A 26,262-nucleotide genomic window follows, 5' to 3' on the forward strand; every position below is an offset into this window, starting at 1 on the left:
GAAACATTTGGATACAAGCACTACAGCAAAGCCATGAGCTAATTTGTTGTACTCCATATACAGCCTTTTCAGGCTAGTGAAGTACGAAAAACGGTGTGTGTGGGCACTGCCCCTGCGTGGGGGCGAAGCCCCCTATACCTCACATGAGTGAAAAACGCTGTAAATGAGACATTTGAATGAGACATTTGAATGAGAAATGCTATTCAGCGCTGATAAAACTTAGGTTAACGTCAAACTATTGCCCTCGCATAGACCCCATTTGGGTACACTCTGCGGCGATGACAAAAAGGAGCAGCAAGAATTATGGAAATCTCTTTGCAAACTTTGTTTGAGGCAATTGCCCAAGCCCAAGACGAAGCAGAACTGCGACAGTCTGTGATGAAGAAAGTAGGTGAATATTTTGTCGCAACCCGTTGGGGACTCAGCTTTCTGAGTGAGTTTCCCTCTATCGATGACAACACTCCCGGCATGATCAAACTGGCGTTGTCGCTCGATCATAATCCGATTCTGCGCTACCTGATGGAACGTCATGCTCCTGTACATGAGGAGGTGCTGCTACCTCCCGGAGTTTGGCAAACCATCTGCCCTCGCGCCGATCATGGGCATGTGATGATTGGGCCAATCGTCTTTAATGCCCTGCTTGTTGGCGGCATTGCTTTTACTCGTCATCGAGATTGTTCAGCGTTCAATCAACAAAATTTGCTCGACTTAAGCGCCGTTTGTCTACATCTATCGACACGGCTTGCCACCTTGAGACTGCAACCTATCGTTGCTTTACCGACCCTGAATGATGCTCGCCTCACGCCGCGTGAAGCTCAGATCGCTGAACTGGTAGCACAGGGATTGACAGGCGCAGAGATTGGGGCAGCACTCTGGATTACCGAAAATACTGTCAAGCAAGCCCTGAAGCGAATGTTTCGTAAGCTGAAGGTGTCATCTCGGGCTGAGATGATCGCTAAACTATCTCGCAGCAGGCCATCAAGATTGTCGTAATCAAGCAGGGTTGTTCTCACTTCTTGAATCGCTATGGATGTTCTATATTACGTTGAATCTGCAAAATTAGCATGATTGGTTAAAATGCTGCTGTGCCCATAGCGCAGCTTGCGTGCGGTCGCCCACATCGAGTTTGGTGCTTATAGTCGTTTGAACCTACCTGTCTCGCCAGCTCCAGCAACGAAGGAACGCAAATGAATTGCTTCATTATCATCATCCGTAAAGTGGGAGTATCGGAGACTCAATCCCCTTGCGATATACTGAAACCAATCGCTAGTGATTGAGTGCTGAGGGACGCCTATGACTCAACAGACTCGACAACTGATCAATTCAGGAGGCCATACGTTTGAGATCTCAGATGAGTATCCCGAAGGGATCGTCATTGCACTCGACACCAGCCATCTTGTGATTGAAGACGATACACCCGTGGACAATTTCCAATCTGCCCAGCAACAGCGGTTGCTGATCGATGCGCTCTACAGTTCTAAACCGATTCCGCTGCCGTTCCTTGCCGAAGCGGATGTTGGAGTATTTTACAAACTCAAGGGCGATCCAATTGTTCCCGATGTTTTACTGAGTCTGGGGGTGCAACGGGCTGAAGACCTATCCCAACGGGACAACCGCACCTACTTTGTCTGGCAATTTGGCAAAGTGCCGGATGTCTGTATCGAGATTGTCTCAAATCAAGAAGGGAATGAGCTGGCTCTGAGCCAAACGTCGCGGCGAAAAGGGAAATCGGCCTGCAAAAAAGATATTTACGCTCAAATTGGCGTGCCCTACTATGTTGTATTCGATCCACTGCGTCAAATTCAGGGTGAGAACGAAATGAACGGCGCGCTCTTGCGGGTATGGACCCTTGCATCCGGTGAATATATTGAACTCACACCTGCGGAAGGGATTACTACCGTGGGGCAATTTGTTTGGTTAGAAACCGTGGGACTGGGTTTAACCCTGTGGGAAGGCACATTTGAAGAAGCCACCCCAAGGCTATGGCTACGCTGGTGCGACCGTCAAGGGCAGGTGTTTCCCACTGGTGCAGAGGGGCAAGCAGCCGAACGGCAACGAGCGGAAGCCGAGCATCAACGAGCGGAAGCTGAACGGCAACGAGCGGAAGCTGAACGGCAACGAGCCGAGCGGCTAGCAGAGAGACTGCGGGAGTTGGGCTTTGACCCGGATCAGATTTGAGAGCCAGATTGGAGGGTAGGCTGTCTGCGAGTTCGGATATCGCGACTTTTGCTCAACGCAGCATACTCGTAGAGCCTGCTTGCAATAGCTGGGAGAATCGTGAGTGTGGGTCTTGCTGTAGGGTTAGGCGATCGCCGTATTCAACCATCTGACCGTTTTCTAAAATCAGAATCCGATCAACTCGCTGAACAGTGGCTAGCCGGTGGGCAATAATAATCCCGGTGCATTTCAGCAGCAGTTGATCAACCGCATGTTCAATTAACTGTTCCGTTGTTGGATCAAGGCGAGAGGAGGCTTCATCTAGAATTACTAATCCTGGCTTTTTCAGAAACACCCGCGCAAATGCCAAGAGCTGAGCCTGACCTGCCGAAAGTCCACTGTTCTCCGCCCCTAACAGCGTATCCAATCCAGCCGGAAGCGATTGTAGCCATTCGTCTAACCCCAACCATCCTAAAGCCTCTAAAATTGCGCTGTCTGGAATGTGAGGATCAAAAAATGTGAGGTTATCGCGAACGCTCGCCTGAAACAACTGCACATCCTGGGTGACAAAACCAACCTGCTGCCGCAGATGCTTCAGCGGTACTTGCCTAATCGCCACATCCCCAAAACGAATGGTCCCAATCTGAGGATCGTATAGCCGGAGCAGCAGCCGAGCCAGCGTTGATTTACCGCTGCCAGTTCGTCCTAATATGCCCAAGGCTTGACCAGCAGGAAGGTGAAAGGAAAGGTTTTGTAATGCCCATGACTTCTGGTCATTCGATTGTTGGATTGCACGATTTACGCCTGACTCCGGTTCGGCTGAGATCACCGTCGCTCGCGGAGCGCGTTCCACGAACGAAGCCTGACTCCTGACTCCCGACTCTCGACTCTCGACTCCGGTTCGGCTGAGCTCACCGTCGCTCGCGGAGCACGTTCCACGAACGAAGCCTGACTCCTCATAACTAAACCAAACCTGCTCAAATGTCACCGCTAATGCCCCCGCTGGCAAAACCGCGTCTCCGCCTGCCGGCAGCCGAGCCTGCACCTGCAATAGCGCCTGAATTCGCTGTAGGCTGGCCTCTACCTGCTGGAGTTCTTCCAGCTCTTCGCGAATTCGTTCGATTGGTTGGGCTAATAAGTTGGTGTAGTGAAAGATGACATAGGCGGTACCAATCGTGATCGCCTGCTGTTGCCAGAGATAGGCACTGACAGCCAGCGCAATCGCATTTCCGGTTGTGAACAGCCCCACCGACGTGGCCCACAGCACCGTGCTGGCAAACCGCGCTTTTTGATAGATCGGCAACCATTGCTGCAACAGGCGATGAAACTGCCGCATCACATAACTGACCGCACCATTGGCGCGAATATCTTCTCGCCCCGCCAGATACTCACCCAAAAAGCCAAAAAACTCAGCGCTGATCTGGCGATAGGTAGCCCAAGGTGCAACGGCAAAAGGCTGTAGCCCCAACAAGACGATCAATGCTATCAGCGCAAACCCAGTCAACGTCGCCCCAGCCAAGCGATTTTCGTAAAATAAAACCACCAGCGTTCCCAGCAGCAGCAGTCCGTTGCCAATGACCTGAATCACGAGCTGGGAAAAGAAGCGGGCCAGCACATTCACATCGCCATCGATGCGTTCCAGTAACTCTCCGGGCGTGTGGGCTTTGTGGAAGGTTAAATCAAGCTGAAGACAATGGCTAACCAGATCGGCTCGCAGGGCATTTGTGGCGGTCCAGGCGACCGTTTCACCGAAATAGGTGGCAATGATACTAAGAATTTGGCTCAGTAAGGCGACTCCCAGAAACAGCAGAGCTGCGGTCAGTAGAGCCTGAGGAGGACCACCGGCCATTGTGGTATCAATAAAATAGCCCAACAGTTGTGGGTTGAGAATCTGTAAACCGATGCTGCCCAATAGGGCAATCGCCAGCCCAGCGACACGACTTTGTTGGGGTTTAAGATAGTGACCAAGCAGTTCCCCGTAGCGTTTGAAGGGAATGTTCATCCCACATCCTCTCTTCTATCATCCAGGTAATACCGTCATGACTCAACCGCGTTCGATTTTACAAGAAGGACAATCCTACACATTCCGGTCCTATTTTGAAATGCCGTATGAATCAGACGAGATTTTAGCAGAGTTTGGCTATGTGCTAGAGCGTTCACGCTTATCGTTACCCAAAACGACACAACCTTTGGAACACCTGGTTGAGTTTCAGCAGCGGATCGAGGATTCGTTGCTACTTGTGAGTTTAAGTAGTGAAACCGCTCGACGCGAAACATTGGTGGCTCCTGTGTTACTGGAAGTGGCCCGCTACTGTCGGTGTCAATTGAGAATCGAGTATCCCCTCATGGTCAACAACTGGTTGAGGGGCAATCTGGATTACCTGTTATGGTTAAAGAATAGCCTGCTGGTGGTTGAAGCTAAAAATGATGACTTAACGAGAGGATTCACTCAATTGGCGGTTGAGATGATTGCCCTAGCTGAGGCAAAAGGCCAGCATAGCCTGTATGGTGCCGTTACAATTGGCGATGCTTGGCGTTTCGGTCTTTTAGATAGAACACAAAAACGAATCACTCAAGATATCGCCTTGTATCGAGTTCCGGATGATCTAGAAGAATTAGTGCGATCGTTAATTGGCATGATTGAATGAGAAGCATAAGGCCATCAGTAGCTTAGCGTAAATCCTGCGGGCTTAGAAGGTGATTTTGGCTCCTAGCGGGAGTTTTTTGGCGTGTAGACGGAATTTTTGATTGTTTAAGACCGTTTGGTAAGGCGAGTGACTCGATACTGCTTGACTTTCCAAAGGGTCGATCTGGGCCAGCCAGCAGCGGGGCAATGATAGTGCAATACCCATGGTTGACTAGGGAAGCCGTAATGTTTGAGTCATAATGGTGGTACAGCATCCTCGATCAAATACTTAAATAAATCATCAATCACGGCATTCGCAGAAAGGGGACCTGCTCCAATCCAATAATCTGGCACAAGATAAACGCTACCTTGTTTGACAGCATTCAACTGTTGCCAAAGGGGATCAATTTTTAGTTTTTCCAGTGCGATTTGAGCTGATTCTGTAAGCTGTTCATTGCTGCCGTATGTCCATACGAAAATAACATCTCCATCAGCGTCTCGAATGCGTTCTTTACTGATATCAATGGCTGGAATGTCCTGGTCTTGGGATGGAGGGCGAGATAAACCCGCATCTGCCAAAATCGTGCCAATAAAAACATCTTTGGCGTAGAGTGAAATGTGATTGGGATAGACGCGAATTACTGAGACTTGAGTAGACTTCAAACGTTCACCTAACTGGGAACGCAAGGTTGCAAGTCGGGTTTTGTAGTTCGTCATCACCTGCTCAGCTGCATTGCGTTTACCCAAAGCATCGGCTACCAGCCAAAAGACCGCTTGCCAATCAGCGCTTGTTTCAATTGGGGCGATCACCGTGGGTGCAATCTGAGCTACCTGGTTGTACATGTCTCGTAGATAGGCACAGCCCAAAATCAAATCGGGTTTGAGCGCCAGAATTGTTTCCAAATTGGCAGGAGTACCAATATCTTGAATTTGGCTCAAATTACCTTGTCCTGGAATATGGACATCCCGAATTGGTGCACCAACAGGTTTGACCCCAAGCGCCAACACAGGCTCTAAGGTACAATCATCCAGGACCACAACCCGCTCTGGCTGGACGGGAATGTCGGCGTTTCCCATCGCGTGTTCAATCGCTCGCGTAGGCTGAGTTCCGCTTGACTGATTGACTGTTTCTTGCGGAACCAATTGGTTGCAGCCGATGAGCAAGAGAAATAACAGAACTAGACCATACTGATGCCGCATCGCTAGAATCTCACAGAGACAGTACCGAGAATTGTAAATGGCGCACCAGGATATACTCCATCTCTAAAGGAAGCACTCTCATAATATTCCACATCAAACAAATTCTTGATATTCAGAGCAATATCCCAGTTTTCTCGACGATAAAAAAGTGCGGCATCGGTTCGGATATAGCCGGGTAATTGAAAGGTGTTACCCAAATCACCTTCTCTTTCGCCGACAATAAACGCACCGAGGCCAAATCCCAATCCTTGCAAAGTTCCAGCCTGAATCGTGTAGGTTGCCCAGAGGCTGCCGCTATGTTCAGGTACATTGTTGGGCCGATTGCCTTCATTGCCGCTGTTGTCTTTGGTAATCTCAGCGTCTGTGTAGGCATAGCTAGCGATTAGGCTGAGTCCGGGTAGTGGTTCGCCAATCAGATCAAACTCGATGCCTCGGCTGCGTTCTTCTCCAATTTGCAGGCTAAATCCGGGGCGTTGCGGATCTGGGGTGACAATATTCTGCCGAGTCAGGTCATAGGCGGCCAATGTCGCAATTAATCGATTGTCGAATAATTCAGCTTTCACGCCAATTTCAACCTGTTCGCCCTCGGTTGGTTCAAACGGGCTACCATCCGCATTTCTAAAATCGGCACCAAAGGAAGGAGCAAAGGAGCGGCTGTAGCTAGCATACAGAGAAAGAGGCTCGATTGGCTGATAAACAATACCGACACGCGGCGTCAAGGCAGTATCGCGCTGATAAAATTCCTGATTCGCATCTCGGTTGTTAGTCGTCTGTTCTACCCAGTCGTAGCGAGCACCTAGCAAAATGGTGAATGCCTCTCCGATCGAAATTAAATCTTGCACGTAACCAGCAATCACAGATTGGGTGGATTTGGCTCCGCGCTCATTCACAAACTCTAGATCGAAATTGCCATACTCTGGGTCAAACAAGTCAATATCTGGCACTGGAGGGCTGCCCCCGCCACGAAAGTCTTGGTCAGTTCGACGTAGCTCTAGACCGAAGAGAAGTTGATGCTCGACGTTCCCGGTTGAAACCTCGCCAAGCACATCGGTTTGCAAGGCGTAATTTTGGGCATCCCCACGAGTGCGAAATGCGCCGCGAGATACAGTTCGATTGTCATCTAGTAGCGCATTGACAAAGATAGCATCTTCATTAACTCCCAGAAACTCATACCGAAAGGAATTCCGAATCGACCAGGCTTCGTTGAAATTGTGTTCTAGGCGATAGCCAACGTTTCCGACCACGCGATCACGCCGATCTTCATCCCCCAAAAATCGGGAAATTGGTACATCGCCTAAGGGATTCTCCAAAACGGTTCCGAGTGCAGGCAGCCCGGTGTAATTGGGGCGAGAATCATCGAGATATTCCCCATCAATTGTCAGCGTCGTATTTTCGCTCAATTGAATCTGGAGAGTGGGAGCAATGAAAAACCGTTCAGCATCGAAGGTATCCACAAAACTTTCAGAATACTGATACGCTGTATTGAAGCGATAGAGGATGGTACCCGCTGCATTTAATGGCCCAGATAAATCGAGGGTGGGGCGGTAGAAATTATAGTTGCCAACCGTCATATCCACCGCGTAGTAAGGTTCATTTAGGGGCGAGCGCGTAATCAGGTTAACTACACCACCGGGTTCTGCCTGACCGTAAAGAATCGAAGCAGGGCCTTTCAGTACCTCGACCCGTTCAATATTGGCAGTTTCTTGTCCTAGATTGAAACCACCGAAAAAATTTCTAATTCCATTCCGGTAATAATCCCGTCCCGCTGTGATGCCTCGGATGCGAATGTCATCACTAAAAATGGTTAAAGGGGATGCATTAACTGCAATTCCGCTCACGTTGCGTAGAACCTCTGTCACCTGAGTTGCAGCCTGATCTTCAATCACTTGTCGTGGCACAACTTGAATCGATTGGGGAATATTGAGAATCGGCGTATCCGTCCGGGTTGCTGTGGTGGCACGCTCGACCTGATAGCCCCGCTCCTGTTCTCCGGTTACTACTACTTGAATCGCGTCTTCCGCATCGTCAGCCGTTTCTGTGCCAGATGCCACACTCAACACCAAGCCTTGGGCTGTGATCCGAACCTCTGCCGTTGGCGCTGCCTCTAATCCAGTCACTGCTACTCGCACCCGATTATTGGCCAACGCCGTTACTGCAACTAAAGCAATTCCCTCGGCTGGATTAGCCTGTTGAAACTCATCGCCTTCCAATGCCAGCACCGCATTGGGAATCTCCACAATTAAGGCATTCCCAACTACAGAGCTGGATGGTTCAGATGGTTGTCCCGCTGCGGTTTCTAAAATTATCTCAACACCGACATCAGTGGGTTCCAGTTGAATTCCTGTGATCGTTACGGCTGCTGTTTGCGCAATTTGATTCAGCCATTCATCGATTGTGGTTGCAGGGTATTCCTGGTCGGAACGGAAGTGGGAAGTAACTGGGGAGTAGGAACTAGAGGCAGATCGCTCCTCCCCATTCCTTGCTTTCTCCTCTGCCCCAGCTACCGGAGCAACTAGCATCACTGCTACTCCTGTCAATCCTACCAAGCACAACCACTGCTGTTTGGCCACCATCCTCACACCAAGCTCCATCGCTAATACAAATGCAAACTGTTCTCAGTTGGATGGTTAGAATAGTAAGCTTTTCTGGTGGTGGTGTCTTATTGCAGACGGATCTTTGTTATTGCAACCGGATCTTTTTAACCCCAGGCAACCGCCAAGCCAAGCAATACCCAGTTCCTCAGGCAGGACTACAGATCAAAGTCGCTCTATGCACTGCCAGGACTTTACCATTGGGCTGACGCACACCAGCATTACGAATTGGTATACCTCCTCGGGCTGACTCCAAATTGCTTGCGAAACGCCAAACAAAACGACGGTAGACTAGCGTAGCCAACCGCATGGGCCACCTCTGTGATCTTCATTTGCCGGCTCATCAGCAGCATTCGGGCTTTTTCCATGCGCTGAGCGTGTAGATAACCGAATACGGTGGTTCCATAGAGCTGACGAAAACCTCGCTTCAATTTGTAGTCGTTTAATCCGACTTTGCGGGCTAGTTGGACTAGAGATGGTGGGTTCTCTAGATGCTGCATCAGAAACTCTCTAGCCTGATGAACCCGATCGATATCACTGAGCGAGAGTTCACAGGATTCAGGTAAGCAGTCACGGTTAGCTGCCTCAGCTAGCCATAAAATCAGCAGTTCTAATGCCTTGCTTTCCAGGTAAAACCGACGCATCCATCCCTGATAGGGACAATTGAGGATCTGCTGGAGCACGGTTTCCATCTCAGGCGTGGTTGTTTCCAACCGATAGCAAGGCGATAGCTGCTGGTTTTCTACTAACAATCTCAGTTCCTTGGGTAAGTTAGAACTAGACTCGCGGCTCAGGTCTTGCAGAGCCTCCATTTGCAGACCAACCCGAACTTTAACAATCCGATCCCTAGCTGACCAATCTTCTGTCTCTCTCCCTTCCGGGATAAATTCCAGATAGTTTTTTCCAGACACCTCAAAGTTGTAATCTGTCAAGCCATGGTGAATCGTTCTGCCAGCTCCAGACACTACAAAGCTGATGCAGGGATTGCCGGGATAGGTTTTGTAGCAATACTGACTACGGACAGTCATGTCTTCCCACAGCTCGTAGTCGCACATGACTAAATGCAGCCCATTGCGGAGTGGAATATAGCGTTCACTTCCCCGGCCCAGTGGCCCAGAGAATCTGTAGACTTGTTCCGATAAACCGATCGAATCGAGTGTTTTCGCCTGAGTTGCGCCCGCTGTATTGCACTCTTCCTGCTGCCACAGCTCACACCAATCCGAATCCGACAGTTTTAAGCTCATGGATTGATCTCCGAAAGCCAGAATTGCAGGTTAACTCCTGGGATTGCGATAGGGGCAGCTACAACTCTTAGTTGAGAGAAGTTTGCATTAGCTATTATACTAGAAGGGGCATTACTTCCCTCAATTCGGGCAATAAATCTGCTGGCTTCAAAGGGAAATAGGGACATTTCGGTGGAAACATTCGCTTAAGATTTGAGGCTAGGTGAATCCTGGAGAATCAGTTTGATTTGTGTAAATCACTCCAGCGCCCCTGTCTGAACAGCGCAGCCTGTTGCTCAACCTAGATCACAAAATCTGCCTCGTACTGGGTCACGCCTATCTTTGTTTCTGGGGATGTTGTCATCGTGGCACGTTTCTCCAACATAGCTTCAAGCAAAAAACCGCTCAATTGGACAACAAAAATCAGGCAACAGCGGTGACGTAATTTCGTCTCCTACTAATAGCGTTGCCACCCGCACCAACTGAGCATTTTCCCGACGGTAAACCTCGACCTGCGGCAACTGCCAATTCACAATCCAATATTCCTGAACGCCCTGAATTGAATAAAGCTTTAGCTTAGCTTCCTTGTCTCGACGCTCATTGGTTGTCCCTAGTGACAGCACTTCCACAACCAACTCAGGTGCTCCAGTCAAATGCCCCGCCTCGTCCAGCAACACAGTCAGGCGCTCGGTGCTAATCCACACCACATCTGGAATCACGCTATCTGTCTCAGTAAAGATAATTCCAGGAGTTGGGACGGCTCTACCTCGTCCAGTAGACTGTGACCATGTTCGTAATTCCGCATAAACATTGCCTATGGTATCCTGATGTCCCCAGTGCGGTGCCCTCGTCACAAACAACTCCCCATCAATAATTTCGTAGTGCTTCCACTCATCTGCTGCCAGCAGATCGACATCCGCGATTGTCCACCGCACTTGCCCCGTTGCCGCTTGACTCATTACGCTACTCCTGATGCTGCCATCATCTACCCTAAGTATAGGTAATTCCTAGGTCACAAAATAACAGGCGCATAATTTGCCATTGGCCTACTCCTGCAAGAGATAAGAAAACAAATCAACAACAACAGCATTGGCAGCGATCGGACCAAACCCAAGCCAATATCCCGGCACTTCGTAGACTCTGTTTTACTGCACTGCCTTGAGTTGAGACCAGAGCGGATCAGCCTTGAGCCGTCTGAGTGCTATGTCTTAATCTGCGTCAGCAGCAAAATCATCGTCCAACTTCCACAAAAACAACACATCACCATCTGCTTGTGACAGCAATTCCTGGGAAATCAGACGTTGACCGCCAGCACCGCGTTGTGAAGGGGGGCTTCAGAGATTTGGTATATGCTACGCACAGGCGTCACCTACGGTTTTCTCCTTGTTATAGGCTTCGCCTTCCTATTAGAGTAGGTCACGGTGTACACACAAGTCCTCTCAGTCCCTCTTGCTGGAATGCCTGCAGGGCTATAATCCCATGCATGGAGGACTTCCGACTTTATCCATCAAACAAGCGAGTCGTTTGACAAACCGCAGGCGATTTGATAAGTGCATCTTAAATCTTGCTGATTTCTCTCTAGTGGTATTTATCCAAACGCTACAATGTCATTCACAGTGATCTGCAACTGTGAGAAAAACTGAGATTGAACGTAGTCGTTGCCAACAAAACTTTTAAATCGATACTCTCGTTCAACCAAAATACTGTCAGAGGGTTGCAGGGTCCCGACAGAAATGGTTGGTTCCTCAATTTTGGGATTCTTTCGGTTTGGATATCGAACGAGATGGTAGAGTGGGTCGATGATCCAATACTCAGGTACACCAAACGCAGCATACCAGAGGGGTTTGTTGCGGTAGTCATCTTCCCAATTGGTGCTGACAATTTCAATCACAATACTCGGGGGTTCTTGCAGCACCGCCTCAACCTCCGTTTGTCGTCGCCAATCTTCTTGATCAACCGCAATCAAATCAGGTTTGCGGGTATCTTTAGCCCCAAGCATCAGACCCGGCTTGGGATGGATCAACAGATTAAGTTCGGCTCGTTTACTTTCAGCTTTCAAGACAAACATCAGTTCTGAACGCAGGTTCTCATGCCGTCCAGAAGGTTCTGCCATAGGAACAATGACTCCGTCTCGTAATTCATACTCATGAGAATCTGGAAGTTCAAGTGCAAGGAACTCCTCAACATTCAACACTTGGAGTTGAAAAGCTGCAACCATCGTTCAAATCTCGACCAGGATACTTTGATTGTATAGTGTTTCTGATTGTGCGGTGCTTTACGGAGTAGAAAGTAGCGGTTCAGGAGGGTAAAGGCAACCGCTGCTCAACTCTGGCTGAGCAAATACTTGAACAAGTCATCCAGAATCAGATTTGCGGTAATTGGACCGCCGCCCTGAAAATAATCCCCGACTTCGTAGACCTTGCCTTGCTGGACGACCTGTAATTGGCTCCAAAGCGGATCGGTTTGCAATTGTTTTAACTGGGATTGGGCCGCCTGTCGTTCAGTGGTAATTCCACCCCAAGTTCTCAAAAACATGGCATCGCTTTCAAGTTCATTCAAACGTTCTTTGCTGAGTGTCCAGGTCTGTGACATGTATCGATTTAAGGCAGGAGATAGAGATAATCCGGCTTCTTGGATTACGGCGAGGGCGAAGGAATCGCTGGTGTCGAGGATAATTGCATCGGCCCGCACCTCAACGGACGAGATGGTAAACGGCAGGTGGTGATGCATCTCGGCCTTAAATCTATTGATACGAGCATGATAATTATCCATCACCTGTTGAGCTTGGTCTGTCTTGTTTAATGTCTCCGCAAATAGCCGAAACGTACTTTTCCAGTCATCCGATCCGTCCAGCACCGTTGGAGCGATTTGTGAGAGTTGCGTATAAACCGGTCCGATGCGTGAGTTGTGTCCCAAGATTAGATCTGGTTTCAGTTCCAGAAGATATTCCAAGTTTGGTCCTTGAGGACCGTCAATATCTACAATTCCCTGCCATTGTTGAGGCGGCAGTTTTTGCGTGACGTAGGACAGTACATTCAAACTTCCGGCAATTGGTTTCACACCCAGGGCTAACACTGGGTCTAACTCGGTTCCTCCCCAAACCACAACTCGTTGAGGATTTGCAGGCACACAGGTATCACCCATCGCGTGATGAACCATGCGACAATTTGCGATTGGAGAAGAATCTAGGCTACGTTGGTTAGGGATAGAGGAATGATTGATGCAAGCTGTGACCCCTAAACTTGAGACAATAACGAGTACACCAAATTTTAGGATTCGGTACAGCTTTCGCCATTGGAAAGGTGAAGCATTAATCAAACACGGCATGAACCAACGCATAAATCAAAATTCTACAGAAATAGAACCAAGAATTGTGAACGGTGCCCCTGGCTTGACAGTCACTCGACCATATTCTATCCCTTCGTAGTAGTTGACATCGAACAAATTGCGGACATTCAGCGAGGCGCGCCAATTATTTCGTCGATAATAAATTGCCGCATCAGTACGGACATAGCCAGGCAATTCAAATGTGTTTTGATTATCGCCCTGGCGCTCTCCAGCCACAAATAGCCCCAGCCCAAAGCCTAAGCCTTGCAGATTGCCCTGTTGAATCTCGTAGGTGGCCCAAAAACTGCCGCTGTGTTCGGGCACGTTGGCAGGGCGGTTGCCATCTGGAATCCCGAATGTGCCCTTTGTGATTTCGGCATCGGTATAGGCATAGGAGGCGATCAAATTCAACCCTGGTAGAACTTCTCCAGCCACATCCAATTCAATGCCGCGACTGCGCTGTTCTCCAATCGCAACATAAAATGTAGCGGTGGGATCGTTGGGGTCAACATCGGCAATGTTGACTTTAGTCAGGTCATAGAGGGCCAAATTTGCCAGCAATCTACCCTCCAAAAATTCAGCCCGCGCTCCGATTTCGTACTGGGTGCCGCGCTCTGGTTCTAGAGTTTCGCCATCGGACGTGGTGCCAAAGTTAGGGGCAAACGAGCGGCTGAAGCTGGCATAGAGGGAAAGCGGTTCAATCGGCTGATAGACAATCCCAACTCGCGGATTAAAGGCTTCATCATAGCGAGTTGATAGGGAATTATTGAACACGCTCTCTTGGTCAGCAAAGTCAAATCGGCCTCCCAGCAATAGCTTCAGGTTGTCGGTGATAGAAATTAGATCCTGGAGATATACCCCAAACACATCAATCCCACTGCTGCTATCGCGAGCCAAGACCGTCAAATCCTCTAGCTCCGGCTGAGGGATAATTTCATAATCGGGATCGAAAATATCGAGGCTAGGAGTTTCGCCTGCCGGCAGACTGCGATTGGTGCCCTGACTGTAGTTGCGATAGTAGTCCACTCCCACTGCAATATCGTGATTCATGGGGCCGGTAGCAAAGCTGCCAATTACCGCGAGTTGAGCGTCAAATAAATGCCGGATATCATCGTTTGAGGCAAAGGTTCTCGATAAAATCCCCGTCTCTTCATCCAGGCTATCTGAGTCGGCCTTTAAGTCTAGGGTTTCTGAGGATGAGAAGCGAAAGGCATTGCGAATCCGCCAATCTTGATTGAACCGATGCTCCAGGATATAGCCAAGGCTGTAGGCTGTATTCTCCAGAAAATCACCGGGTTCACCCAGAATGCGTTCGCGTGGAATATCTGCAACTTCATCTCCAATGGCTACCAGCCCTCGGTCAAACGGACGTTCGTCGTATAAATACTCGAACTCAAACAGCACATTTGTGTGGTCTGAAATATCCCAACTGAGAACAGGCGCAACGAAGAACCGCTGAATGTTCTGATCAAAATCGCGGAAGCCAGCCCCTCGCTCATACAAGGCATTCAAGCGATACCGGATGGTGCCATCCCGATTCAAAGGACCTGTAAAATCGAGCTGAGGCCGCACTAGGCCAAAATTGCCGAGCTGCATGTCAAAAGCATACCGTGGTTCGGATAAAGGGCGTTCTGGAATAATGTTGATAATTCCGCCTGGTTCCAAACTGCCAAACAGCACCGAAGCTGGTCCTTTCAGGACTTCAATTCGTTCGATATTGGCGGTTTCTTGAAACACAATCCGCTCATCTCGAAAGCCATCGCGGAAAATATTGAATTGCTGAAAGCCGCGAATAAAAAACTGATCGCGGGTGCCGCCAAAATTATCTCCGGGTGAAATCCCACTGACGTTGCGCAGTGCATCCTCTAGACGAATTACCTGCTGGTCTTCCAACACCTGACGCGGAATCACCTGGATCGACTGTGGAATATCGCGCAGAGGGGTGTCGGTTCGTGTTGCGGTGGTGGCTTCATCGACAATGTAACCATCTTGCTGCTCTCCGGTAATAACGACCTGCAGCGCATCTTCCGCATCTGCGGCCTGAGCAATGCCCGGAACCACACTCAGTCGTAGAGCCTGGGATTCAACGCTGAGATTCGCCGTAGGTGGAGCTGCTGTTCCCGTAATTGCCACCCGCACTCGGTTATTGGGCAGTTGGGTGACACTCACCAACGCAATGCCATCGGCTGGATTGGCCTGCTGAAATTCGCTCCCCTCTGGTAGGGCCAGCACTGCATTCGTCATCTCAGCAATCAAAGCGTTCCCAACCGTCGAAGGCGATGGAGCTTCTAGCTCGCCAGTCGTTTCCAGAACAATTTCGATGCCGGTCTCAACCGGATCAACTCGCACATCTATAATTTGGACAGAAGTCGGTATGGACTCTTGAGCTTGAACCTGCGAGACCCATTCATCGACCGTTGTTGCTGAGGCTTCTAAATCGCGCAGACCAGGAATTTCAGAGATTGGGCTATTGCCATCATGCTCCACTGCGTCTGCCCAAGCTGGCGGAATCACCCAGATAGACATCACACCTGTTAGCCCAATTAACCACTGCCAAGTTGTCATCACTCCCCATGCTCACCAGATTTACAAATGAGAACTACATGCAAGAAGCATACGGTGAGGGACACCAATGCGTGAAGTTGATTTCAGCTACTAGGCGGATTATTTTGGTCACTGGACGGATTTTGAAGTAACTAGGGCAGAGATCTACCTCCATTTACTCCATTTAACTGATAGGCTTTTGGACTGACGCCAAACTTCTGTTTGAATGCCTTAGCAAAATAACCCGAATGGCTATAGCCAATTGCTCGTGCGACCTGTTGAACGGTGAGCTGATTTTCTGCCAGCAAAAGGCGAGCTTGCTCCAAACGGTAGTCGCGCAGATAACCAAACACGGTTGTGCCAAAAATCTGCCGAAACCCCTGCTTGAGCTTAAAATCATTTAGCCCCACCTGGCGAGCCAAGCTCAAAATCGAAGGAGGATGCTCGGGTTGATTGATCAGGATATCTCTAGCATGATAAAGACGCTCGATTTCGTCGAGTTTGAGGCGAGGAAGAGGCTGACACACGCTATCTTCTTCAGCAAATTGAGCAAACTGAAGGGCCGATAACTCTAGCACTTTTGCTTCCAGATACATTTGCTTGATCGATCCCTGATACGGACACTGCAAAATTTGATGCAGAATAACTCGCATTTCAGGTGTAATTGTGCCCTGCCGGTAGAAAGAGGTTGGGAACTCGCCATTCGTTAGTGCCTGCAATTCTTGCGGCAGCCCAAAGGATTCTGCAAATTGATGGATCGCATTTAGCTTTAGCCCAAAGCGTATTCGCAGCACCTGTTCTCCGGTAAACCAGCGATCGGTTTCAATTCCGTCTTGCACGCATTCCAAGTAATGTCCACCCGGTGCTTCCAGATTCTCATCGGTCAGTCCCAGATGCCGGTTTTTCAACGTTCCCGAAACAAAGAAACTGGAGGCCGGTCCCCAGCTCGCCGAATCTGCTTTGTAAACCACATCTTCTTTGACTTGATTCTCTTCAATTGTCAGCCACAAATCGCGCAGCTGTAGATCGCGAAACCAGCCTTGATCCATTACAGTAGACCAAGTGTACTTCGTTTCAAATGGATCGGGGTGACAAATCGTTTCGGTCCTGGACTGATCAGCTTGCAAACGGTCTTCGTAGTCTTCAGCTGAAAGAACAATTGCCATATCAATTGCCATATCAATTTCCCTATTCCATTTCCCTATTCCATCAGAACACCGTCTTCACCCTGTAGACCCCGTACCAGGGTAGAAACAAATGAGAAAGATTCTTAATATTTTGCCATAGCTGGCTACGGAAGTATAGTAACGAGGTGGGATAACCAAATCGGACACAGGCCACTTACCAGGATTGTAGAAATGTTCACCTACAGAATAAACCTGCTTGCGTTGAGCTGCTTACGTTGAGCAGCGTAGAACTGCTGCCGTAAGGGATTTTGTTGGAAGTGAGTTCGGAGGTGAGGAAGATGGGACGGGATATAAGCTTATTCAAGCGTTTTACTCCCATCCCCCAAACGCAGAGGCTGCGCCCCGAAGTCAAGCATCCGTCTTGAGCAAATTTTTGCCTAAAATCTAATCAAGCAATGCGAAACACGCCCCTAGCTTCCCTCGTTCGGCGAGGCTCACGAGCCGCAGCTCCCCCATCACTCCCTGCGGCGATACAGCAGCAAAATACTCATCACCTCATCGGAATTGGGCACGGGCAATATCCGACTCCAAGAACCGGCATCGGCAATGCCAGCCTGATGCTGACGGTGAATCATTTCGCGTACACCTTCGGTAGAGCCAATTAGAATCAGCCGTAAACGCTCTCGATCACCAAAATTTGAGCTAGAGGGAGGGGTGGGTGGATTTGTTGGGAACGGCAAATCGGACAGAAACTCATCTGCCATGAAGATACTCCTTGGAATTTTCAGGGTTGGAAGAAACCCCAAAAATTTAGCCACCCCGCCAAGCACAGCGCAGGATGGCCAAGAGGAGTGTTAAAATACTCCACTAGCCTCCCAGACTGGGTCTAACAGTCGAAGGGGTTAGTCGCCCTGGTGCTGCGCTAACAGCTAGGGGCGACGGCTAAATTTTTGGGTAGCCGGATTGTGCCCAGAGAAGCAACAATCTTAATCTGATACATTACCGAGATTGCGCCCCAAATGCAACCGCATCAACGAAAATTTAATCAGCGGTAAATTAGAGAGGGTAGAGGGCAGGGAAACGTCCGCTTCAGTGATGTTCCGCCTGCTGCAGGCGTAGTGCCTTTTCGTAAAGGATAGAGGAAAATAGATAGAGTTAGCTTCTCAGCCACATCAGTTCATCATGAACCCCTATCTGATTTGCCCAAGCTGCGGCTCTGACGACGGGATGAAAAACGGTACCACTCGACGCGGCAAGCAAAACTATTAAGTGCCGTGTGCTGGAGCAGGCAGAGAAGTTATTGCGTCAAGGCAATCGCACGGTGGTAGAGGTGGCGATGCAGGTGGGTTATGGGCACCTGGGACACTTTACAGCAGCCTTTAAACAGCAGTTTGGCATCACGCCGCGCCAGTGTTTAGCAGGGCATAAAATAGTGAACTGAGGGGATTGAAAAGAAGATCGCTTGTCTTATTTCAGGAGGTCGTGATGGGTTTAACGGTGAAAGATCTGGAGCGGGTGCAGGCTCAGCTTGATGGGGACTACCGGATTGAACTGGTGAATGGAGAAATTATCGTTATGAGTCCATCGGGCTATGAGTCTGATGAGGTGGCATCGGAGTTTAGTCGGCAGTTGGGCAACTGGGCAAAACCGCGCCGTTTGGGGCGAGTGACTGGATCGAGTGCCGGATTCATTCTGCCCAATTCAGATGCTCGTGCTCCCGATGTGTCGTTTGTGCAGGCGGCCAAGCTTCGCCGCAGTCCGCGCAGTTTTGCGGAACTTGCGCCGGATTTGATGGTAGAGGTGAAGTCACCTTCGGATAGTTTGGTCGGGCTGCGATCGAAAATTGACCAGTTTTTGCAGCAGGGGACGCAGGTAGGGATCTTGATTCACCCGGAGCAGCGCTGGCTGGAGGTGCGGCGATCGAATCAGGAGCCAGTGTTGCTGAAGGATGGGGATGTGCTGACGCTGCCGGATTTGCTGCCCGGATGGGAATTGCAAGTGTCTGATCTGTGGCCCCCGGTGTTTGATGAGCTACCGCCCAGTCCTTAGTACGGCTTCTGCTGTCAGGTTCAAGTTAGGAAAGACGGCAGAAACGATCGGCTGGTCGCCTCGCAGAATTTGCCGTTCATAGCGACCCTCTTCGCTCAAGATACAAACGGTTAAGGTCGGCTGTTTTGGGCGACCGATGAAGAATTCACCACCCAGCCCTTGATAATCTGCAATCCAATATTCTGGGATGCCGAGCAGGGCATAGTCTTCAAATTTACGCGCATAGTCGTTTTGCCAATTGCTGCTGACTACTTCAGCTACAAATTTGATGGTGCTACCCAGTGTCACCACAGGTTGACTACTCCATAGCGGTTCTCCGGAGAGGGCATCTCGGTCTAACACGATCATATCGGGACGAAACCCTGTTCCACTTGCCAGCGGCTTAATCAGACAACGATGGGGAATGAAGTAATTAAATTCTTGCTGCACAATTTCGCAGTTGAGCCATTGCCCGATCCCTGCCGCGACTTCCATCCCCTGCGGGGACGCTACGCGAACATGAGGCCCAGTTGGTTCCAAATCAAACAGTTCTCCATCAATCAATTCATAGCGATCGTCATCCCCATACTGGGCGATGAAGTCCTCGAAGCTGAGTGGAGTGGGTTGGATGAATCGATCGGTTACAAGTGTCATTCACTGCTCACCTTGTTGCCCTGGCTCGTCGTTATAGTCGCGGTAGTCCAATGATAGACACGCTATCGCTTGTCTCTATTTTAATCGCTCCAAGGTAGGCGGATTCACCTGCAAATCTTGTGACTTGGGTTTGGAGAGTCGCAATCTCGATCGACTGGCGGATTTTGGATCATTGCTGGCGGAATTTGGATAGACAGATTTCAGTCAATTTCTCTACACTACGCCTTATTGCAATCAGGAATTATTTTCAGCAGTCCTGATTTTGGTGTGTGAGGCGTTGTCATGAAAGTTGGGCTGCGTCGGTTCAGGTGAGTTTGTGGGTTGTTGCGAGCGTTTTTGGGAGTCTTGCTGTTGCTGTAGGAACCTTGCCTGTCATAGCTCAGGAGGAACCAGCAAGTGATGAGTTTTTAGTTTTGAATGATGAGTTTAATGCTCGACCCGATGTGACTCAGCGTCTTGTTGGCACTGATACAAACGTCTACGACTTCAATGTCAATCTAATTGGCAATTTTTCAACAGGTTCAATTGATCATCAGCTAGTATTTGGAGTTGATTGGGGTGAGTTTACCCGAACCGTAGAACTATTTACAGGTACTGCTGCACCAATCGATCTGTTTGCTCCTATCTACGAACAACCACTTAGTCCTTTCTCCCTTGCGTTTAATGGGGTTTTTTACCGAAGCACTTTAGGAATCTATGTACAAGATCAGGTCACTCTGACAGATAATCTCAATCTTCTGCTCGGCGGAAGATTCGATCTATCTACAGAAACTAGCCGTAATTTTGTAGCAGGCACCGAAACTCGTCAAACAAGTGATGCTTTCTCTCCTCGTATCGGGATTGTCTATCAACCCATTGAGCCTATTTCGCTCTACGCTAGCTACAGCCGTTCTTTTACTCCACTAAGCGGCACAACATTTGAGGGCGATTTGTTTCAACCCGAACGCGGCACCCAATATGAGGCAGGTGTCAAAGCAGATATCAATGACCAACTTTCAGCAACCCTTGCCTTCTACGACCTAACCCGTAGCAATGTCTTAACGCCTGACAATCGACCCGGTGTACCCCCAGATGAATTTGAGATTCAGACGAGAGAGCAACGTAGTCGAGGGATAGAACTCAATGTTCAAGGCGAAATTTTGCCAGGATGGAACATTCTTGCAGGTTATGCCTACACTGATGCCCAAATTACTGAAGACAACGCCATCCCCACCGGGAATCGATTAAGCAATGTTCCTGAAAACGCTTTCAGTCTCTGGACAAGTTATGAGATTCAATCAGGAGATTTCCAAGGTTTAGGGGTTGGTCTAGGTTTATTCTTCGTCGGAGAACGACCAATCGATTTAGAAAACAGCGTTGAACTGCCAAGCTATCTGCGGACAGACGCTTCAATTTTCTACAGACGCGATCGGTTCCGTGCCGCCCTCAATTTCAGAAATTTATTTGACGTGGATTATTTTGAATCTGCGCTCAGCACGCTTCGGGTTTATCGTGGTACGCCATTCACGGTGCAGGGAACAATTTCGTGGGAGTTTTAATCCCTCTTGATCCCCCTAAGTCCCCCTTTTTAAGGGGGACTTCTGAGCCTCCAGTTCCCCCCTTTCTTAAGGGGGGCTAGGGGGGATCAACCCCTCAAGCCTCTCACAAACTTCCTCAAATTGCGTCATAATTTCTTCATTTGTAAACCGGATCACCGTCAATCCATATCCCATCAAAATTTGTGTTCGCTCCCAATCATATTGTTTTCCATCTTCAGTAAAATGATTGTCTCCATCCACCTCAATCACCAATTTCAACGCTGCACAGTAGAAATCTACAATGAAGTGAGCAATTGGTCTTTGTCGCAGGACTCGAAAGGGAAATGTTCTGAGATAGTCTTGCCAAAGTTTCTGCTCAGCAGGCGTTGGATTCTGTCGAAGTTGTTTTGCTCTGGAAACTAGTTTTGAGTTGTAGGGTAGGTGAAAGTTTGTGGTGATGAAGGTATTGTGGTCAGGCATGAGATCCCCCCTAGCCCCCCTTAGAAAGGGGGGAATTAGAATGGCGCTAAGAATAGTGTGCCCACGATGGCGAGCTTGGTGGCGATGGTTTTTAAGGGTGGGTTTAACTGCCATGATCGTCTCAGCTTGTAGCAGTACAGCGATCGACCATAGTAATATGTCAACTGCTGAACGACCTATCCCCCCTTGCCGAGTCGTGGAACATGCAATGGGTAAAACGTGCATTCCGAATAACTCTGAACAGGTTGTCACTATCTCAAGATCGCTCTTGAGTAATGCACTCGCTCTAGGTGTCAAACCTATTGGTAGTAGTGTTTGGGGGATTGAGGAACTGAGAACCTTTTTAAGCAATAAATCGTTTCTGGGTAGAAAAGTAGAAGAAATCGTGAGTGTAGGGCAATTATTCAATGTTAGTTTAGAAGAAATTCTCTACCTTGAGCCTGACTTGATTTTGGCTTGGGAGCCTGCTGTTGAAGCAGTTTACCCTCTACTTTCTCAAGTTGCCCCTACAGTAGTGTTTTCATTTGATGATTTAGTTAAAGACTGGAAAGAGGCATTCGCCACAACCGCCAAGGTACTCAATAGAGAGGCTGAGGCGCAACGAGTTTGGGATCATTATAATCAGCGAATAAAAGATCTAAAATCAGCTATTGGCGATCGTTATGAAAATAAAACTATTTCTGTTGTTGGCGTTTATGATGGTGGTCGCAGAGCATACGCTGATGCTAAGAATTCATTTATAGGCTCTATACTTGAGGAATTAGCTCTGCAACGACCTCCAGCACAGAACATTAATATTGACGGTGGTGGCACGATAGATGGGATTTCTGAAGAGAGGCTAGAGCTATTGGATGGTGATATTTTATTTGTTTTAGTTTCTGAGTTCGGACATACAGAAGCTTACGAAAGCTTGAAACAAAAGCCCCTTTGGAAGAAGCTCAATGCTGTTCAGAATGAACGAGTTTATCTTGTTGATGTTTTTGCATGGTCTACTGAAAGCCCTCTTGCTGCTGACGCGGTTTTTGATGATTTGTATAAATATTTAGTGCAATCGCCCTTGCACGAACTGGGCGATTCACTATGAGACAGCAAGGCCGAACAGACCACCTGGAGAAGGGACGATTGTGCTTTGCACATACTATGCGATCTTGTAAAGCGGTGGAGGAGGGCGATCGGGGCGATCGCATGGGTGAAAGGGGGAGGGAGCGATCGGGTTTTGTTGGATGGGCGATCGAATGGGTGAAAAGGTGAGGGATCGATCGAATAGGTGAAGTGATAGGAGGGCAATCGCACAATTTTACTCTCGAATCCGAATACGATTTACTTCCACAATAAACAGCTTATCTTGATAATGTTCTGCATCCCGATAATTTGATAAGTAATTCAGCAGCCCTTGCATCAACTGAGGAATAATTTCAGGATGATTCCGAAGTTGGCTCGAAACAATCCCCCATAATTTGCGGGAGGATACGTCACAATATCAGCAAAATCTCTATTGAGCGACAACAAAATTGCAGCTAATTCTTGAGCCTTAGCAATCACGACTTCATCGGGTGACTTAATACACATTGATCAATAAAACGTCAAACTCATGATGCAACAGTCTCAAAGCACCGCACGATACTGGAGGAGTTTTACCAGATTGCGTTTTGCAAAAAGGTCTATACCAGTATTGAACAGTTGCAGCAAGATGTGGATGTAGGGCTTCGCCCCGCCGGAGGCATATGGGTTGATTCCTATAACTGCACCCGACCGCATTCAGGGCATTATTGTTATGGCAAGATGCCAATGCAAACGTTCCTTGACAGTAAACAGATTGTGCAACAGAAGATGTTGGAGAGACAGTATGAGGATAAAATAGGAAATGAGAGGAGTAACAAGAAGGAACACGGAGAAACAAGAGCAGCGGGCGAAACACATCTGACATCCTTTGTCAGTGTCCGCTAGCTTCCCTCTGTCAGATTAAGTTTGATCTATTACATCTAATACTTCATCATCAAACTTCAATTTTTTCGTGTTCTACGGTGTCTATTTTGCCCGTGCCAAACCCCGTAAGCTGACACACAGCAGGTTCATGAAATGCCAACACAACATCTTGTTTGGGCACACCCAATTCAACCGGTTGATTGGCGATTCCAACTTCTGTGCCACCATGCTGAATTCAGATCTTTCCATTCTTAATATCGAGATGCAAAATACAGCCAAACTCCCACTTACAGCGTTTTTCACTCATGTGAGGTATAGGGGTGTGGGGGTGAAGCCCTCACGCAGGGGCACTGCCCCTGCACCCCGTTTTTCGTACTTCACTATTGAGCAATCGCCTCTTGCCCATCGTAAATCATCAATCGCAGTTGATACCGCTGAATCGCAGCCCCAATAAATCGTCGCTTAAAGAAACTCTCATAAATCGGTTCTCGCACCGCCAAATAAAGCTACGATCCGGTTCAACAATTTCTAACGCATCTCGATAATTCAGAAATCCATTCGTGATTTATCGCTTCTATTAATGATCAATTTGTCCTAAAACCAATTGGAGCTGGTCAGCGTAATCCTATTGTCTGTGCAAACTATTGCTCCAACAAAGCTAGAGCACAAAAAACAAGAAGTACTTGAGTAAGACAAGGAGGAACCGATGACCATTGTACGCAGTCAAGCAGGAGAACATGTTCAAGTTTTAAGCGATACGGTATGCCTGAAGCTGCGGTCTAACGACTCGGCCAATCGCATGGCAGTGATGACCGTTGAAGTGCCTCCGGGCGGCGGAGTACCACCCCATAGCCATGCCAGCGAAGAAGAGAGCTACTACATGCTGAAGGGCACAATGGTGATGCAGCTTGGCGACGAAGAATTTACGATCGAGCCGAATGATTTTGTCCATGTACCTGCTGGGATTGCACATGGCTACCAAAACAACTCCCCCCAACCCATTTGCTTCCTAGCCTGGACCGTGGGTGGCGCGATTGACCAGTTCTTTCTAGAAATGGCCGAGGTGCGCGACCTGCCGCAAGACCTGCCCAAAATGGCTGCTATCCTCGATAAATATGGCATTCAAATGCAGCCTTAAACGTTCCGAGTCAACTCGTGCAACAACTGCATCGCCTGTTCGGCCTGAGCCGCCGGAACAAATAAATGATCGTGATAATAGGCCGAGACGGGATTGACGCTAATCTGATGAGCTGCTAAGTGACTCGCAATTGCCGCCAAAAAGCCGACTGCCTCTAAGCTAGAGTGAACCGAAAGGGTAATCAAACGAAATACAGCCGTGTAAGTTAACCCTGCGCCATCCGCCTGCTCGCGCCGCAGCATCAGCGTCAGTCCTTTATCTTCATAGAACAAACCTATCGGTCCCAATCCGCTAGGATCAAACTGCCGCTCCACGGTGCAAAACACGTACTCACCCTGGCACAGCAGCGGCTGCATTGTTCTCAGCAGCACCGATAGGTCAGTTTCACCTGACATGTTCCTCTGTTGTTACTGGTTGATCAACTCGTCTTTCCCAATGCGTATCTCAATCTCCCCCATCTTCCCTCGTTCGGCGAGGCTCACGAGCCGCATCTCCCTCATCCAGTCCGCCTGCCAACCCGCAATCTCGGCACCAAACTATACTCCTCTGCCCTCTCCAGGGAAACATCCGGCAACTGAAGCAGTGCTTCATCCCAGGTTTTAGCCGCCTGCAATGCCTCTACCACAATGGCTAAGGGTTCGGTGAAGATCGGCTCAAATTCTGCTTCTCCGGGCAGTCGGACTGGGTAGGCCAATTGTTCATCCGGCGGTGCAAACTGGGCGTTGATTCCGGGCTTATTACCCCTGGGGTCAATCCGATACCAGCCAAATTCTGGCAGATACACAGCATTAAAACCATGCAGACTATAGGGAGCACCCTGGTCGTCGAGACTCAACCGCTGGTAGCAAAAGCCAGTCGGAATTTCGTTAGCCCGCAGCAATGCCGCCAGCAAATGGCTTTTGGCAAAACAATAGCCCGTGCGGTAGCGCAACACATCGGAAGCGCGGCAGGTGACCGGGTTCATCTGGTAATCCACACTGTGACGCACCTGATCCCGCACCCACTCAAAGCAGGCTTTGGCAATTTCGGCTGGAGTCTCCCAAGGGGCAGCCAGTTCGGCGGCCAGTTGCAGAATGTCCGGATGCTGCCAGTCAATGATGGCACTTGGTTGCAGATAGTCTTGCATTTACTGAATCAGTATTACTGCATCAACAGCGCTACCGCATAGGCGGCAATTCCCTCTTCCCGTCCCACCGCATCCATCTTCTCGTTGGTGGTAGCCTTAATGCCGATCTGATCAGGAGCCAACTGGAGGGTTTCTGCTAGCCGCTGCCGCATCGCCTCGATGTGGGGTTTAATTTTGGGCCGTTCGGCCACAATCACCGAATCAATGTTGCTGATCCGCCACCCCTGCGATTGCACCAACTGATGCACCTGCTCCAGTAGCTTCAGGCTATCGGCTCCTTTCCATTGCGGATCGGTAGGTGGGAAATAATGCCCAATATCGCCTAAGCTGAGCGCGCCCAGCATCGCATCCATAATTGCGTGGGTGAGCACATCGGCGTCGCTGTGGCCCAAGAGTCCTAAATGATGCGGAATCTGCACGCCACCCAGGATCAGGGGACGATTGCTCACAAGCTGATGAATATCGTAACCGTTGCCAATTCTTAAATTCATGCCAATTTCACTTGAGCAAGCACTGCTGCAATTCAGAACTTAAAACTCAGAACTTAAAACTCAAAACTCAAAACTTAAAACTCAAAACTTAAAACTTAAAACTCAAA

At 49.0% G+C, this 26,262-nt stretch carries 26 protein-coding genes and 1 pseudogene; 10 read left to right on the top strand and 17 right to left on the bottom strand.

The genetic code is table 11. The features are described from left to right. Window positions 1-303 precede the first annotated feature (303 nt). Both HJG54_RS01290 and HJG54_RS01295 read left to right on the top strand, forming a co-directional pair. Window positions 304-993: a helix-turn-helix transcriptional regulator gene (locus HJG54_RS01290; RefSeq protein ID WP_316432904.1), complete on the top strand. Its 690-nt coding sequence runs from the start codon at window positions 304-306 to the stop codon at window positions 991-993. A 300-nt stretch (window positions 994-1,293) separates the two neighbouring features. Then, complete coding sequence (locus HJG54_RS01295; RefSeq protein WP_316432905.1) at window positions 1,294-2,178, top strand: Uma2 family endonuclease; 885 nt, start codon at window positions 1,294-1,296, stop codon at window positions 2,176-2,178. A gap of 52 nt (window positions 2,179-2,230) precedes the next feature. Here HJG54_RS01295 and HJG54_RS01300 read toward each other — a convergent pair whose 3' ends face one another. After that, window positions 2,231-4,159, bottom strand: coding sequence for an ABC transporter ATP-binding protein (locus tag HJG54_RS01300; RefSeq protein ID WP_316432906.1), 1,929 nt, complete (start codon window positions 4,157-4,159; stop codon window positions 2,231-2,233). A gap of 37 nt (window positions 4,160-4,196) precedes the next feature. On the opposite strand from HJG54_RS01300, the gene HJG54_RS01305 reads away from it, so the two are divergent. Beyond that, window positions 4,197-4,805, top strand: a complete 609-nt coding sequence (locus tag HJG54_RS01305; RefSeq protein ID WP_316432907.1) for a hypothetical protein — start codon at window positions 4,197-4,199, stop codon at window positions 4,803-4,805. A 233-nt stretch (window positions 4,806-5,038) separates the two neighbouring features. Here the strand turns inward: HJG54_RS01305 and HJG54_RS01310 are convergent, their stop codons facing one another. The 9 genes from HJG54_RS01310 to HJG54_RS01350 all read right to left on the bottom strand — a co-directional run bounded on the left by HJG54_RS01310 (window position 5,039) and on the right by HJG54_RS01350 (window position 17,559). Further along, window positions 5,039-5,983, bottom strand: a complete 945-nt coding sequence (locus HJG54_RS01310) for an iron-siderophore ABC transporter substrate-binding protein (protein WP_316432909.1) — start codon at window positions 5,981-5,983, stop codon at window positions 5,039-5,041. Window positions 5,984-5,985: 2 nt separating this feature from the next. After that, complete coding sequence (locus HJG54_RS01315; RefSeq protein WP_316432910.1) at window positions 5,986-8,574, bottom strand: TonB-dependent receptor; 2,589 nt, start codon at window positions 8,572-8,574, stop codon at window positions 5,986-5,988. A gap of 221 nt (window positions 8,575-8,795) precedes the next feature. After that, a complete protein-coding gene (locus tag HJG54_RS01320; protein ID WP_316432911.1) occupies window positions 8,796-9,818 on the bottom strand; it encodes an AraC family transcriptional regulator in 1,023 nt (340 codons plus the stop codon). 368 nt (window positions 9,819-10,186) lie between these two features. Continuing rightward, window positions 10,187-10,756, bottom strand: coding sequence for a Uma2 family endonuclease (locus HJG54_RS01325; protein ID WP_316432913.1), 570 nt, complete (start codon window positions 10,754-10,756; stop codon window positions 10,187-10,189). Between the two features lie 629 nt (window positions 10,757-11,385). Then, window positions 11,386-12,015 (bottom strand): Uma2 family endonuclease, encoded by a 630-nt coding sequence (locus HJG54_RS01330; RefSeq protein ID WP_316432914.1) that lies wholly within the window; start codon window positions 12,013-12,015, stop codon window positions 11,386-11,388. A 104-nt stretch (window positions 12,016-12,119) separates the two neighbouring features. Further along, window positions 12,120-12,956, bottom strand: a complete 837-nt coding sequence (locus HJG54_RS01335) for an iron-siderophore ABC transporter substrate-binding protein (protein WP_316432916.1) — start codon at window positions 12,954-12,956, stop codon at window positions 12,120-12,122. A gap of 183 nt (window positions 12,957-13,139) precedes the next feature. Next, window positions 13,140-15,689, bottom strand: coding sequence for a TonB-dependent receptor (locus HJG54_RS01340; protein WP_316432917.1), 2,550 nt, complete (start codon window positions 15,687-15,689; stop codon window positions 13,140-13,142). Between the two features lie 131 nt (window positions 15,690-15,820). Then, a complete protein-coding gene (locus tag HJG54_RS01345; protein ID WP_316432918.1) occupies window positions 15,821-16,846 on the bottom strand; it encodes a helix-turn-helix transcriptional regulator in 1,026 nt (341 codons plus the stop codon). 464 nt (window positions 16,847-17,310) lie between these two features. Further along, a complete protein-coding gene (locus tag HJG54_RS01350; RefSeq protein WP_316432920.1) occupies window positions 17,311-17,559 on the bottom strand; it encodes a hypothetical protein in 249 nt (82 codons plus the stop codon). 418 nt (window positions 17,560-17,977) lie between these two features. Here HJG54_RS01350 and HJG54_RS35330 point away from each other — a divergent pair, with 418 nt between their 5' ends. Genes HJG54_RS35330 through HJG54_RS01360 form a run of 3 tightly spaced genes read left to right on the top strand, consistent with a single transcriptional unit; the run spans window position 17,978 to window position 18,844 of the window. Then, window positions 17,978-18,064 (top strand): transposase-like zinc-binding domain-containing protein, encoded by an 87-nt coding sequence (locus HJG54_RS35330; RefSeq protein ID WP_420717406.1) that lies wholly within the window; start codon window positions 17,978-17,980, stop codon window positions 18,062-18,064. Next, window positions 18,060-18,236 (top strand): helix-turn-helix transcriptional regulator, encoded by a 177-nt coding sequence (locus HJG54_RS01355; RefSeq protein WP_420717407.1) that lies wholly within the window; start codon window positions 18,060-18,062, stop codon window positions 18,234-18,236. Before HJG54_RS35330 ends, HJG54_RS01355 begins: the two co-directional genes overlap by 5 nt. A gap of 44 nt (window positions 18,237-18,280) precedes the next feature. Next, entirely contained in the window at window positions 18,281-18,844 is a 564-nt protein-coding gene (locus tag HJG54_RS01360) for a Uma2 family endonuclease (RefSeq protein ID WP_316432923.1), read from the top strand. Here HJG54_RS01360 and HJG54_RS01365 read toward each other — a convergent pair. Then, entirely contained in the window at window positions 18,827-19,477 is a 651-nt protein-coding gene (locus HJG54_RS01365) for a Uma2 family endonuclease (protein ID WP_316432924.1), read from the bottom strand. The genes HJG54_RS01360 and HJG54_RS01365 overlap by 18 nt on opposite strands. 413 nt (window positions 19,478-19,890) lie before the next feature. Here HJG54_RS01365 and HJG54_RS01370 point away from each other — a divergent pair, with 413 nt between their 5' ends. Beyond that, window positions 19,891-21,015, top strand: coding sequence for a TonB-dependent siderophore receptor (locus HJG54_RS01370; RefSeq protein WP_316432925.1), 1,125 nt, complete (start codon window positions 19,891-19,893; stop codon window positions 21,013-21,015). A 66-nt stretch (window positions 21,016-21,081) separates the two neighbouring features. Here HJG54_RS01370 and HJG54_RS01375 read toward each other — a convergent pair whose 3' ends face one another. After that, window positions 21,082-21,474, bottom strand: a complete 393-nt coding sequence (locus HJG54_RS01375; RefSeq protein WP_316432926.1) for an endonuclease domain-containing protein — start codon at window positions 21,472-21,474, stop codon at window positions 21,082-21,084. A gap of 196 nt (window positions 21,475-21,670) precedes the next feature. Here HJG54_RS01375 and HJG54_RS01380 point away from each other — a divergent pair, with 196 nt between their 5' ends. Next, window positions 21,671-22,558 (top strand): iron-siderophore ABC transporter substrate-binding protein, encoded by an 888-nt coding sequence (locus tag HJG54_RS01380; protein ID WP_316432927.1) that lies wholly within the window; start codon window positions 21,671-21,673, stop codon window positions 22,556-22,558. A 500-nt stretch (window positions 22,559-23,058) separates the two neighbouring features. Next, window positions 23,059-23,304, top strand: a pseudogene (locus HJG54_RS01385) (IS481 family transposase); the annotation flags it as partial. A gap of 166 nt (window positions 23,305-23,470) precedes the next feature. Here the strand turns inward: HJG54_RS01385 and HJG54_RS01390 are convergent. Together HJG54_RS01390 and HJG54_RS35335 are read right to left on the bottom strand one after the other, a co-directional pair. Beyond that, window positions 23,471-23,635 carry an element excision factor XisI family protein gene (locus HJG54_RS01390; protein ID WP_316435680.1) on the bottom strand — a complete coding sequence of 55 codons (165 nt, stop codon included), beginning with the start codon at window positions 23,633-23,635 and terminating at the stop codon, window positions 23,471-23,473. A gap of 145 nt (window positions 23,636-23,780) precedes the next feature. Beyond that, on the bottom strand, window positions 23,781-23,894 hold the full coding sequence (locus tag HJG54_RS35335) for a hypothetical protein (protein ID WP_420717308.1): 114 nt from the start codon (window positions 23,892-23,894) through the stop codon (window positions 23,781-23,783). Window positions 23,895-24,106: 212 nt separating this feature from the next. Between HJG54_RS35335 and HJG54_RS01395 the strand changes: the two genes are divergently transcribed. Next, on the top strand, window positions 24,107-24,538 hold the full coding sequence (locus tag HJG54_RS01395; protein ID WP_316432928.1) for a cupin domain-containing protein: 432 nt from the start codon (window positions 24,107-24,109) through the stop codon (window positions 24,536-24,538). On the opposite strand, the gene HJG54_RS01400 is transcribed toward HJG54_RS01395, so the two are convergent. The 3 genes from HJG54_RS01400 to ispF form a co-directional block, all read right to left on the bottom strand. Continuing rightward, a complete protein-coding gene (locus HJG54_RS01400; protein WP_316432929.1) occupies window positions 24,535-24,933 on the bottom strand; it encodes an ACT domain-containing protein in 399 nt (132 codons plus the stop codon). The genes HJG54_RS01395 and HJG54_RS01400 overlap by 4 nt on opposite strands. A gap of 101 nt (window positions 24,934-25,034) precedes the next feature. Beyond that, window positions 25,035-25,664, bottom strand: coding sequence for a transglutaminase-like domain-containing protein (locus HJG54_RS01405; protein ID WP_316432931.1), 630 nt, complete (start codon window positions 25,662-25,664; stop codon window positions 25,035-25,037). A gap of 14 nt (window positions 25,665-25,678) precedes the next feature. Beyond that, window positions 25,679-26,155, bottom strand: coding sequence for a 2-C-methyl-D-erythritol 2,4-cyclodiphosphate synthase (gene ispF / locus HJG54_RS01410; protein ID WP_316432932.1), 477 nt, complete (start codon window positions 26,153-26,155; stop codon window positions 25,679-25,681). Window positions 26,156-26,262 lie beyond the last annotated feature (107 nt).

This window comes from Leptolyngbya sp. NK1-12, from assembly GCF_032598965.1.
Classification (GTDB): domain Bacteria; phylum Cyanobacteriota; class Cyanobacteriia; order Elainellales; family Elainellaceae; genus Elainella.

What these genes read in the sequence shown, in the direction of transcription:
- HJG54_RS01290 (WP_316432904.1), top strand. Translation starts at nt 304, where the DNA reads ATGGAAATCTCTTTGCAAACTTTGTTTGAGGCAATTGCCCAAGCCCAA.
- HJG54_RS01295 (WP_316432905.1), top strand. Translation starts at nt 1,294, where the DNA reads ATGACTCAACAGACTCGACAACTGATCAATTCAGGAGGCCATACGTTT.
- HJG54_RS01300 (WP_316432906.1), bottom strand. Translation starts at nt 4,159, where the DNA reads ATGAACATTCCCTTCAAACGCTACGGGGAACTGCTTGGTCACTATCTT.
- HJG54_RS01305 (WP_316432907.1), top strand. Translation starts at nt 4,197, where the DNA reads ATGACTCAACCGCGTTCGATTTTACAAGAAGGACAATCCTACACATTC.
- HJG54_RS01310 (WP_316432909.1), bottom strand. Translation starts at nt 5,983, where the DNA reads ATGCGGCATCAGTATGGTCTAGTTCTGTTATTTCTCTTGCTCATCGGC.
- HJG54_RS01315 (WP_316432910.1), bottom strand. Translation starts at nt 8,574, where the DNA reads ATGGAGCTTGGTGTGAGGATGGTGGCCAAACAGCAGTGGTTGTGCTTG.
- HJG54_RS01320 (WP_316432911.1), bottom strand. Translation starts at nt 9,818, where the DNA reads ATGAGCTTAAAACTGTCGGATTCGGATTGGTGTGAGCTGTGGCAGCAG.
- HJG54_RS01325 (WP_316432913.1), bottom strand. Translation starts at nt 10,756, where the DNA reads ATGAGTCAAGCGGCAACGGGGCAAGTGCGGTGGACAATCGCGGATGTC.
- HJG54_RS01330 (WP_316432914.1), bottom strand. Translation starts at nt 12,015, where the DNA reads ATGGTTGCAGCTTTTCAACTCCAAGTGTTGAATGTTGAGGAGTTCCTT.
- HJG54_RS01335 (WP_316432916.1), bottom strand. Translation starts at nt 12,956, where the DNA reads ATGGTTCATCACGCGATGGGTGATACCTGTGTGCCTGCAAATCCTCAA.
- HJG54_RS01340 (WP_316432917.1), bottom strand. Translation starts at nt 15,689, where the DNA reads ATGACAACTTGGCAGTGGTTAATTGGGCTAACAGGTGTGATGTCTATC.
- HJG54_RS01345 (WP_316432918.1), bottom strand. Translation starts at nt 16,846, where the DNA reads ATGGCAATTGATATGGCAATTGTTCTTTCAGCTGAAGACTACGAAGAC.
- HJG54_RS01350 (WP_316432920.1), bottom strand. Translation starts at nt 17,559, where the DNA reads ATGGCAGATGAGTTTCTGTCCGATTTGCCGTTCCCAACAAATCCACCC.
- HJG54_RS35330 (WP_420717406.1), top strand. Translation starts at nt 17,978, where the DNA reads ATGAACCCCTATCTGATTTGCCCAAGCTGCGGCTCTGACGACGGGATG.
- HJG54_RS01360 (WP_316432923.1), top strand. Translation starts at nt 18,281, where the DNA reads ATGGGTTTAACGGTGAAAGATCTGGAGCGGGTGCAGGCTCAGCTTGAT.
- HJG54_RS01365 (WP_316432924.1), bottom strand. Translation starts at nt 19,477, where the DNA reads ATGACACTTGTAACCGATCGATTCATCCAACCCACTCCACTCAGCTTC.
- HJG54_RS01375 (WP_316432926.1), bottom strand. Translation starts at nt 21,474, where the DNA reads ATGCCTGACCACAATACCTTCATCACCACAAACTTTCACCTACCCTAC.
- HJG54_RS01395 (WP_316432928.1), top strand. Translation starts at nt 24,107, where the DNA reads ATGACCATTGTACGCAGTCAAGCAGGAGAACATGTTCAAGTTTTAAGC.
- HJG54_RS01400 (WP_316432929.1), bottom strand. Translation starts at nt 24,933, where the DNA reads ATGTCAGGTGAAACTGACCTATCGGTGCTGCTGAGAACAATGCAGCCG.
- HJG54_RS01405 (WP_316432931.1), bottom strand. Translation starts at nt 25,664, where the DNA reads ATGCAAGACTATCTGCAACCAAGTGCCATCATTGACTGGCAGCATCCG.
- ispF (WP_316432932.1), bottom strand. Translation starts at nt 26,155, where the DNA reads ATGAATTTAAGAATTGGCAACGGTTACGATATTCATCAGCTTGTGAGC.